We start from the raw sequence: 7,219 nt of genomic DNA, 5'->3' as shown, positions 1-7,219 counted from the left end.
AAAAGCTGCGAAATCAACTATAAAAATAACTAAAAAATAAATTTAAAGAGAATTAATTTTCTCTTACTTTTTTTCTTTTACATATTTTGCATAAAAACCATCAGTATCAGCGTATATTGTATAAAACCCATATTCTTCTGCTTTTTTTATTGATGATTTGATATACTGCCTTCCCCAAGAAGTAATGGCTTTAGCGCATTCAAATGAATACCACCTAAATCGAGGAAACCCATAAATACCATACATGGTATTTGCAAGGCGTTTAATGGCTTGCTGCTGTACATCTAAAGCTTTCCTTTCGGTTTCATCTTCACAGGCTTTCATTTCACGTTTAATCCTGAAACGTTCCTGCAAAATCTTATCAATAACGGATGGAATAAATCCTTGGGGTTCCTTTTTAAACTTAAGTCCATGTTCAGGAGCAATATTATAATCCTCTTCATTTTCAACATCCCCTAAAACCATTACATCAGGGGATATGTTTTTTGAGATGATAATGCTAGGGTATAGGCTTCTAAAGTCGAATTGAACTAAGTTTTCATGCAACCCCTTTTCGGGTTCCCTTACGTATCCTCCTTCATTATCTTCTGCCGCTGCCCTATTGGCAAAGTTTGCTCCCTGTTTGTTTGGAACAATTTCATCATCAAAATAGGCTTGTTTTACTAAAAACCATTCTGCCTGTTGACCAGTTGCCATACGGGAAACATCAAATAAAGGTTGACCGATAATACGGGTAAGTTCTAAATTAAGCGGTAAGGTCTGTTCAGCTATTTTTAAAGTTGAAACGACATCATCCAGTGAATAATCAAATAGATTATCCAACTCTTCACCTTCATTGTCCCAAAATTCCCAAATTCTGTCCCCTGGAACATCAATCTTTTCTTCACCGAACAGCTCATAATAGACCCTTTCTAAAGTGTATCTCTCAAGGGTCATGTATCTTCTCATTACCAAATACAAATCAACATGAATCAATCCTTTAAAAGATGCGGCATTTGCATAACCCCTTCTTATAAATCGAATATCTGATCCATCCATTCCAATATCCAGATCAACTCCTAATATTTTAGCCCTATCCTTAAGATAAGGGAAATCGAAATTATCTGAGTTATATCCGACAATAATGTCAACATTATTGTCTTTAATGATATTTACAAACTCTTCAATCATCTCTTTTTCTGATGAAACTTGATTTACAAAGTTTTCCCTATCAGATGAATTTATTTTGGTTGAAATAACTTGATTAATGCCAAAATTACTTGCCACACCAATCATAATGATTTCATCCTCTTCTGAATTTGGCATCCCATGAGGATTTCTGACTTCCAAATCAAAGCTTAAAATACGGAAATTCTGTGGATTAACATCACTACGTTTTAAATCTTCGGTTAGCTTAATTATTTCAACATCATGCTTTGATGAATCCAAATCCAAAAAGGAATCCAATTTTTCTCCTGTTGCAGTGACTTCAGTCATTGGAATAACATCTCGATTCATCAGATATCTTCTGTAAAATGGAATATCAAACTCCCTAATTTGAATAACACTATCCAAATCCCTTAAGGTGTCCCTTTTTTTTGCAAGTTCTTGGGGATGTTTGAAAGTGACTTTTAAGAATTCCGTTTCGATTTGGAAATCCTTTTTAATAACTTTCTCAATGAAAACATCATCCAAATTATCTTCGATTTCTTTTACACATTCATTTACATCATCAGATAAAACATATAGATAAGGTTCAAAAGTATCATCTATCAAAACTACATTCTTGTCCCCATCCTTTGAAAATAGCCTAATTACAGGTTTATCCTCATAAGTAACATAATCTATATCTAAAATTACAACATTCCTCTGCATTTAGCCATCTCCAAGAAGATATTCCTTTCTATAACTGTCCAATACAGCATATGTTATTCCCAAAATTAAAGGTCCGATAATGAATCCGACAACTCCATAAACCAAAGGACCTGATAAAAATCCAATTAATAAAATCAAAGGATGAATGTCAGCATAATGACTTGAAAGGGCAGGCCTGATATACATGTCTACGCTACTGAGGAAGAATCCGAATAATAAAACAGTTATTGCCCGTGGATAGTTTCCGGAAGCTATATCTATAAAGAACAATGCCCAGTAAATTGGCCAAGGCCCAAAAACTGGAATCAATTGTAAAATACCAGTTATAACCCCTAAAAATACTCCATAAGGGTATCCTAAAATAGTATAACCGATACATCCAAAGATTCCTATGATTACTGAAGTTAAAAAGTGACCGAAAAATATGCTCTTCAATACATCCTTAACTGATTCTACAGTGTTATCAAAGAAACCTTTTGAATTGTCAGGCACAAAATCTTTAACAAAGCTTAAACATTTATCTCCATCACGAACAAAATAGAATACTGAACATACAAGGATAAATAAATCTAAAATGATATTGGCAAATTTACCAAAGAAACTTACTGAATAGTTTAGGATAAATGTTGCAATATCCTTGACATATGAATTTAATGATGTAGTAAGTGAAGAAGAATCAATATTTAATGGCAAATAAGTTAACATTTGTGAAATTGATTCATTAACACCACTATAGGAACTGTTTGCAAGCATTGATGAGATAACCGAAGAAATTTCAAATGTAATGTATCCAAACAACAGAATTAGCGGAATTATAACAACAACCATACCAATCAAAATTGAAATGGATGAGTATTTTAATTTTGTTTGGATTTTGCAAGCTACGGGCTTAACAATATATGCCAAAACAGCACCCAATATAATCATGTTTAACACAGGGAAAATGAACATTAACGAGAGGACTAGCAAGAAAATGATCAATAAAACCGGGGGAGTTAAATACTCCTTAATGTCGAATGCCATGGTATCACCTTAACTAATATTTTACACCGGAAGCGTCTCTTCTATATTTTCCAAATTCTGTGATTTTTCTTATTTTGTCATTTTCAAAAACAGGCCCTTCAACGCAGATTCTCCAACCTTCACTGTCAACACAACATTGTCCGCATACTCCAAGAGCACATTTCATGTATCTTTCAAGAGAATATTGTGCAGGTATGGATGCATCTTCAAGGATATCAAATATTCCTTTCATCATTATCTCAGGACCACATACAAATGCATAATCATAAGTTGAATCTTTAAGTAACTCCACTGTACAGTCTGTTGCAAATCCCTTAAATCCAAAGCTTCCATCATCAGTACAATGATGAATGTTTGCACCTAACTTTTCAAGCGAATCCGCATATAGCAATTCATCTTTAGTAACTGCTGCAGAAACAATATCAACATTATTTCCTTTTTCAAGCAAATCAGAAGCTATCGCATTAATAGGTGCCATACCAACGCCCCCACCAATAGCTAAAATATTCATGCCTTCAAAAGAATTGTTAAAACCGTTACCATAGCTGCCTCTAACACCTATCTTATCTCCGATTTTCAAATCATGCAATTGAGATGTGAATTCGCCGATATTTTTTACTGTGATAGCCAATTCATTATCGTTAATCTGGGCAATTGACATTGGTTTTTCATTTTTGAAATTCCAGACCATTACAAATTCACCTGGATTTGGCCTTCCCAATGCTTCCATATCCCAATCAAATTTAAAGGTTTTAATTGTAGGAGTTTCATCAATAACTTCTTTAATTTCAACAATTTTCGGTTCATTAATCATAATTACAACTCCCCATGTGCAAGTCCAACCATCTCATCGATGGATGAAAATCCTTTTTCAACCATGAATCTTTCCAAACCTTCGTTAATATGGCTGAATACTTCAACGCCTTCATCCATAATTGCAGTACCAATTTGAACTGCCCTTGCCCCTGCATAAATAAACTCTACAACATCTTCCCAGCTATAGATTCCACCAACGCCAATCAAGGGAATGTCAACAGCTTCATAAACAGAATAAACATTACTTATGGCAATTGGCTTAATTGCACGACCGCTCATGCCTCCAAATTTATTTGACAGAACCGGATGGGCAACATCAATGTTGATTTTCATGCCGGGACCTAATGTGTTGATTAAAGATAGGCAATCCGCCCCCGCATCTTCACAGGTTTTTGCAATTTCAGTGATGTCAGTCACATTAGGGGTTAATTTAGCGATAATCGGAACTTCAGCAGCATCCTTTGCAGCTGAAACGATAGTATGGGACAAATTGCAATCCTGCCCGATTGATGCGCCGTAACCATCCATAGCATGAGGACAAGAGATATTTAATTCAATCATATCAACAAATTCCTGAACATCTTCGACTAATTTTGAAAATTCATCAGGAGTCGCACCATAGATTGAAGCTATAACCACATTATTTTCCCTTTCAATCCTTTTCAATTCTTCCTTAAAGTTTTCAACCCCTGGATTTGAAAGCCCAATTGCATTGATAATTCCTCCTTCAACTGCAACGGTTGTCGGATTAACATAACCCGGATGAGGATTAAGAGAAAATGATTTTGAAACAACTCCTCCGGCGCCTGATTTTAAAATCCAATTCATTGATGAAGCATTGCTCCCCATAATACCTGCTGCCAACATCAAAGGATTTCTAAATTCCACTCCGCAAATATCTGTTTTCAACATAATATCAACTTTGTAATTAATTATTTAATTAGTTTTTGTTAATTTTTCAATTATTTCCTGATATTTTTCATTTTGTAATTTTAAACTTATTAGATTAGTTTTATTGGATTTGATTATTTCTTCTTTGGATTTGATTAGTTTTGCAATCTCCTCATCTTGTTTTTCAATTATTGAGTCTTTTTGTTTTAGCAAATCTTCATATGTTTTTGTGATTTTTTTAAGTTGAAGTTCTAAATTTTCACTATTGGAATTCAATTGAACCTTATAATCATCGATTAACGACCTTAAATATCTAACTTGATCCTGCTTATCCTCAATTATAACTTCTTTTTCCTTAATTTTTTCGGATAGATCATCAAGTTCCTTAAGCATGGCCTTATCATAATCTATTTTAGTATCCAGTTTATCCTCTAGATTTTTCTTTTCATATTTTAATTTAGTGGAATATAATTTCAGCTTGTTAATCTCTTCGATTTTATCCTGAAGCTCCATATTAAGCTCATCGATTTCCGCATTCTTCAGTTCCAACTCATATTTCAAATCGTTTATTCTTTCTTCTGACATGATTACAAATCCAAAAATAGAAATAATTCAATGAATTTAATTTAAATTTCAAATGAATTAAATCTTTTCATCATGACAATACTTATTAAAAATAAAAAGAATATTTAATCTTATGGAATGCTATATTACTTACTGCGTTAAAGGTTTTTACGCATTTGATAATGAAAATGAATTGATTTGTGAAAAGTTATTTCCAAGAGATGGAATAATCCAGAAACTAGCCGATATCAATGATAAAAAAATAGTTGATGAGGAACTGGAAATAATTGAAGAAGTATCTCAAGATTATGATGAAATTATTATTGAATCCAATAAAAGATTGTCCGATTATGACAATGATAAAATTACCATAAAAACACCTAATCAGGGCGGAGACTATCTAAGAGGAAACTATGATAAATTTGAGCTTGATAATGAAGGAATTACTGAAATCTACAGAAATCTGGCAATATACAACATCAAAAAGGCTTCAGCCTCCGAAGATAAACACCTGATTCAGGCCATCAATTCCATTGATGAAATTGACGAAAGCATTTCCAAGTTAATTGAAAGAATCAGGGAATGGTATGCATTATATTTCCCTGAAATGGATACCATTAAAAATAATGAAACCTACATCAAACTGATTTCACAAAACAAGACAAAAGACAAGATTATCGAATCCAAACCAGATGCATTCCCAAGCGAAATTATTGATATAGATGAAGACATCAATCCCCAAGACCTGGAAATAATGAACAATTATGCAAGTTCCATTTATGAACTTCAAAAAACAAGGAAAAACCTTGAGGAGTATGTAGATAAAAAAATGGAAGCTATTGCTCCAAATTTGAGACTGCTGGTTGGATCTTCACTGGGAGCCAAATTGATTTCCCATTCAGGAGGATTGAAAAGGCTTGCAATGTATCCTTCAAGCACCGTTCAGATAATGGGTGCTGAAAAAGCATTGTTCAGACATTTGAAAAGCGGAGACCGACCACCTAAATACGGATTAATCTATCAGCATCCACAAGTGAGGGGTGCTAAATGGTGGAATCGTGGAAAAATCGCAAGAATGCTTGCAGGAATGATATCCCTGGCTGTCAGAAGAGACGTATTCACAAAGACCTTTGATGAAAATATTTTTGAAGAATTTAAACTAAAAGTAGAAGAAATAGAAAAGAACAATCCGTTTCCAAATAAAACAGCTAAAAAAAGGAAAGAAGAAAAGTCTAAATCCAAAAAAAGTAAGAAAAAAGGTAGGAAAAATAAAAAGAGGAGATAGAGCATGAATGTTTATTTTAAAGATGGAAACATCGCTACTAAAAATTTGAATCCTGGAATATCAGTTTACGGTGAAGAATTAATTGAAGATGATGTTGAATATAGAATCTGGAATCCTAGACGTTCAAAATTATCTGCTGCTCTTTTAAATGGCTTAAAAAATTTGGAACTTGAGGAGGCTTCAAAAGTATTGTACCTTGGTGCATCAACCGGAACAACAGTTTCACATATTTCTGATATTGTAATCAATGGGAGAATATATGCGGTTGAATTTTCACCGACAACAGCCAAGAAATTGGTTCAACTCTCACGCCAAAGGCTTAATATTGCTCCGATTTTAGGTGATGCAACCAAACCTAAAGGATATCTCAACATTGCCGAAAAGGTCGACTTAGTGTACTGTGATGTTGCCCAACCAACACAAAGTGAATTGTTTATGAAAAATATGAATATATTTTCAAAGGATGAAGGTGTTGGACTTTTAATGATTAAGGCTAGAAGTATTGATGTAGTACAAAAACCTAAAAAGATTTTCAAGGAACAAGAGAAGAAATTGAAAGAGAAAGGTTTTAAGATTATTGAAAAAGTAAAACTGGAACCATACGAGAAAGACCATATTGCATTATTGGTGGAAAAAAATTTTTAAAAAAAAATAGCTATTTTTCACAATCAAATCAGAAAAAAAACGCTGTGAGAACTATAAAAAATTACTACAAAAACACCAAAAAAGTAATACTAAAATAGATATTAAAATATATCAAGTTTTTGCTATCCCATTATCTAATAC

General features: G+C 33.3%; 7 protein-coding genes. 2 read left to right on the top strand and 5 right to left on the bottom strand.

The window, feature by feature from the left end; translation table 11 throughout:
* Positions 1-63: 63 nt before the first annotated feature.
* From ACJROP_RS01300 to ACJROP_RS01280, 5 genes are read right to left on the bottom strand one after another with little or no spacing between them, the layout of a single operon-like run.
* Positions 64-1,854: a DNA polymerase domain-containing protein gene (locus tag ACJROP_RS01300; RefSeq protein WP_406533710.1), complete on the bottom strand. Its 1,791-nt coding sequence runs from the start codon at positions 1,852-1,854 to the stop codon at positions 64-66.
* A complete protein-coding gene (locus tag ACJROP_RS01295; RefSeq protein WP_406533709.1) occupies positions 1,855-2,877 on the bottom strand; it encodes an AI-2E family transporter in 1,023 nt (340 codons plus the stop codon).
* A gap of 13 nt (positions 2,878-2,890) precedes the next feature.
* Entirely contained in the window at positions 2,891-3,691 is an 801-nt protein-coding gene (locus ACJROP_RS01290) for a dihydroorotate dehydrogenase electron transfer subunit (RefSeq protein ID WP_406533708.1), read from the bottom strand.
* A gap of 2 nt (positions 3,692-3,693) precedes the next feature.
* Positions 3,694-4,605 (bottom strand): dihydroorotate dehydrogenase, encoded by a 912-nt coding sequence (locus tag ACJROP_RS01285; protein WP_406533707.1) that lies wholly within the window; start codon positions 4,603-4,605, stop codon positions 3,694-3,696.
* A gap of 24 nt (positions 4,606-4,629) precedes the next feature.
* Positions 4,630-5,169 (bottom strand): coiled-coil domain-containing protein, encoded by a 540-nt coding sequence (locus ACJROP_RS01280; RefSeq protein WP_406533706.1) that lies wholly within the window; start codon positions 5,167-5,169, stop codon positions 4,630-4,632.
* Positions 5,170-5,281: 112 nt separating this feature from the next.
* Here ACJROP_RS01280 and ACJROP_RS01275 point away from each other — a divergent pair, with 112 nt between their 5' ends.
* Positions 5,282-6,433 (top strand): NOP5/NOP56 family protein, encoded by a 1,152-nt coding sequence (locus tag ACJROP_RS01275; RefSeq protein ID WP_406533705.1) that lies wholly within the window; start codon positions 5,282-5,284, stop codon positions 6,431-6,433.
* A gap of 3 nt (positions 6,434-6,436) precedes the next feature.
* The gene (locus ACJROP_RS01270) at positions 6,437-7,078 is read left to right on the top strand and encodes a fibrillarin-like rRNA/tRNA 2'-O-methyltransferase (RefSeq protein ID WP_406533704.1); all 642 of its coding nucleotides are present in this window, start codon (positions 6,437-6,439) and stop codon (positions 7,076-7,078) included.
* The last annotated feature ends 141 nt before the right edge of the window (positions 7,079-7,219 follow it).

Source organism: Methanobrevibacter sp. (assembly GCF_045220775.1).
GTDB lineage: Archaea > Methanobacteriota > Methanobacteria > Methanobacteriales > Methanobacteriaceae > Methanocatella.
Note: the sequence above shows the minus strand (reverse complement) of the source record. Positions and strands in the feature narration are given on the sequence as shown.

What these genes read in the sequence shown, in the direction of transcription:
- ACJROP_RS01295 (WP_406533709.1), bottom strand. Translation starts at nt 2,877, where the DNA reads ATGGCATTCGACATTAAGGAGTATTTAACTCCCCCGGTTTTATTGATC.
- ACJROP_RS01290 (WP_406533708.1), bottom strand. Translation starts at nt 3,691, where the DNA reads ATGATTAATGAACCGAAAATTGTTGAAATTAAAGAAGTTATTGATGAA.
- ACJROP_RS01300 (WP_406533710.1), bottom strand. Translation starts at nt 1,854, where the DNA reads ATGCAGAGGAATGTTGTAATTTTAGATATAGATTATGTTACTTATGAG.
- ACJROP_RS01285 (WP_406533707.1), bottom strand. Translation starts at nt 4,605, where the DNA reads ATGTTGAAAACAGATATTTGCGGAGTGGAATTTAGAAATCCTTTGATG.
- ACJROP_RS01270 (WP_406533704.1), top strand. Translation starts at nt 6,437, where the DNA reads ATGAATGTTTATTTTAAAGATGGAAACATCGCTACTAAAAATTTGAAT.
- ACJROP_RS01275 (WP_406533705.1), top strand. Translation starts at nt 5,282, where the DNA reads ATGGAATGCTATATTACTTACTGCGTTAAAGGTTTTTACGCATTTGAT.
- ACJROP_RS01280 (WP_406533706.1), bottom strand. Translation starts at nt 5,169, where the DNA reads ATGTCAGAAGAAAGAATAAACGATTTGAAATATGAGTTGGAACTGAAG.